Origin of the sequence: Dietzia cercidiphylli (assembly GCF_014145145.1) — a bacterium.
Lineage (GTDB): Bacteria > Actinomycetota > Actinomycetes > Mycobacteriales > Mycobacteriaceae > Dietzia > Dietzia natronolimnaea.
The window spans coordinates 1-2,975 of sequence record NZ_JAALEA010000269.1 but is presented as its reverse complement, the minus strand read 5'-3'; the positions used below and the strand labels follow the sequence as shown (position 1 = coordinate 2,975).

Here is a 2,975-nt window from a genome sequence, read left to right as displayed (position 1 = left end):
CGGAGGCCTTCCGCGGTGCCGGCGACATCGTGGCCGAGCAGGCCCGCTGGTGGGCCGAGCGGGCCGCCGGAGCCCGGCGGGACGCCCTCGCGGTCACCTACCGGGAGATCGCGGAGGCGGCCTCCGAGGAGTTCGTCGGCCGGTACGCGGGCGACGTCGCCGTCGTCACCGGTGCCGGCAAGGGCTCCATCGCCGCCGCCGTCACCGGAAAGCTCCTGGCGGGAGGGGCCACCGTGGTGGCCACCACCTCGAACCTGGACCAGTCCAAGCTGGCCTTCTTCAAGGACCTCTACCGTTCCCACGCCCGCGGTGGCGCGGCGCTGTGGGTGCTGCCGGCCAACCTCACGTCGTACTCGGACGTCGACGCGCTGGTCGAGTGGGTCGGATCCGAGCACGCCGAGTCGGCCGGTGGCCAGACCACCGTCCTCAAGGCGCCGCTCACGCCGACGCTGCTCTTCCCGTTCGCCGCCCCGCGTGTCCAGGGTTCGATGGCCGACGCCGGCCCGCGGGCCGAGACCGAGATGCGCGTCCTGTTGTGGGGCGTGGAGAAGCTCGTCGCCGGGCTCGGCGCGATCGGCGCCGACACCGACGTCGACTCCCGTCTGCACGTGGTGCTGCCGGGCTCGCCCAACCGCGGGATCTTCGGTGGCGACGGCGCCTACGGCGAGGCCAAGGCCGCGCTCGACGCCATGATCGCCAAGTGGGGCTCGGAGAAGTCCTGGTCCGAGCGCGTGACGTTCGTCCACGCGATCATCGGCTGGGTCCGGGGCACCGGGCTGATGGGCCACAACGATCCGCTCGTCGACGCCGTGGAGGCCGCGGGCGTGTCCACCTGGTCCACCGCGGGGATCGCCGCCGAGCTGCTGGACTCGTGCACCCCAGACGTCCGTCGGTCCGCCGGCGAGGCGCCCCTCACCGTCGACCTCACCGGGGGTCTCGGCACCGCCGACCTGGACATGGCCGCGCTCGCCGCGGACCGTCCGGCCCCGGTGACCGAGGCCTCGACCGAGGACGCCGACGGGACCCTCGCGGCCCTGCCGTCGCTGCAGACCGTCACCGCCGACGAGCGCCCCGAGTGGGGCCAGGTCACCCAGGACCTCGAGGACATGGTCGTGATCGTGGGCTCCGGCGAGGTCGGGCCCTACGGCAGCGCCCGCACCCGCTTCGAGGTGGAGACCACCGGCGACCTCAGCGCCGCCGGCGTGGTCGAGCTGGCCTGGTCGACCGGGCTCATCACCTGGGAGGACTCGCCGCGCGCCGGCTGGACCGTCACCGGGTCCGGTGACCCGATCGACGAGGCGGACATCGCCGAGCGTTTCCACGACGAGGTGCTCGCCCGGGTGGGCGTGCGCACCTACGCCGACGATTCGCGCGCGGAGATGTTCGCGGGCGCCTCGCCGCAGCTGACCTCGGTGTTCCTGCCGGAGGACCTGTCCTTCGTCGTGGACGACGAGGGCCAGGCCCGCGCGTACCAGGAGGACGATCCGGAGAACACCGTCGTCACCCGCAGCGAGGACGGCGAGTGGACGGTCACCCGCAAGGCGGGCACCGAGATCCGCGTCCCCCGCCGCACCACGCTCACCCGCATCGTGGGTGGCCAGATCCCCACCGGCTTCGACCCGACGGTGTGGGGCATCCCCGCCGACATGGTCTCCGGGATCGACCGGGTGGCGGCGTGGAACCTGGTGGCCACCGTGGACGCCTTCATCTCCTCGGGCTTCACCCCGGCGGAGTTGCTGGCCCACGTCCACCCGGCCGATGTCGCCAACACGCAGGGCACCGGCATGGGCGGTATGACGAGCATGCGCTCGCTCTACATCGACGGCATCCTGGGCCGTAGCCGCGCCAACGACACGCTGCAGGAGGCGCTGCCCAACGTCGTGGCCGCCCACGTCATGCAGTCCTACGTCGGCGGATACGGCTCGATGGTCCACCCGGTTGCGGCCTGTGCCACCACCGCGGTGAGCGTCGAGGAGGGCTTCGACAAGATCCGCGCCGGCAAGGCGGAGTTCGTGGTGGCCGGCGGGTTCGACGACCTGTCCACCGAGGGCATCCAGGGCTTCGCCGACATGTCCGCCACCGCGGACTCCGCGGCGATGGCCGCCAAGGGGATCGACGAGCGCCACTACAGCCGGGCGAACGACCGGCGGCGCGGCGGGTTCGTCGAGTCCCAGGGCGGCGGCACCATCCTGCTGGCCCGTGGCGACGTCGCGGCCCGCATGGGGCTGCCGGTGCACGGGGTGGTGGCCTGGGCGGGGTCGTACGCCGACGGTGCGCACACCTCGATCCCCGCTCCGGGGCTCGGCGCGCTCGGCGCGGGCCGTGGTGGAAAGCGGTCGCCGCTGGCCCGGGGTCTCGCAGAGCTCGGCCTGACCGCGGACGACCTGGCCGTGGTGAGCAAGCACGACACCTCGACCAAGGCCAACGACCCCAACGAGTCGGACCTGCACGAGCGGCTCGGGGCGGCGATCGGTCGCTCCGACGGCAACCCGTTGTTCGTCGTCTCGCAGAAGTCGCTCACCGGGCACGCCAAAGGTGGCGCGGCCGCGTTCCAGCTCATCGGGCTGACCCAGATGCTGCGTTCGGGGACACTGCCCCCCAACCGGGCCCTGGACTGCGTCGACGACGTCCTGGACCGGCACCGGCACCTGGTGTGGCTGCGCGAGACGCTGCAGCTGGGCGGGGACCTGCCGCTCAAGGCCGGCCTGCTCACCTCGCTCGGGTTCGGTCACGTGTCCGGGCTCATCGCCGTGACGCACCCCGAGGCGTTCCATCGCGCGGTGGCCGCGCAGCTCGGCGAGCAGGAGTCGGAGCGCATCCGCGAGGCGGCGCTGGGGCGCGAGCGCGACGGCGCCCGGCGCCTGACCGACGCGATCTACGGCGGCGAGTCCCTCTACAGCCGTCCGGAGGCGCGTCGACTCGGTGAGGGGTCGGCCGACGAGGTCAAGGAGCGCGAGGCCGCGGTCCTGCTGGAC

1 protein-coding gene is annotated in these 2,975 nt (G+C 73.2%); it reads left to right on the top strand.

Annotated features, from left to right (window positions below; genetic code table 11):
• The coding region (locus G6028_RS10145) for a beta-ketoacyl synthase N-terminal-like domain-containing protein (protein WP_277817593.1) at positions 1 to 2,975 on the top strand (2,975 nt) is incomplete at both ends.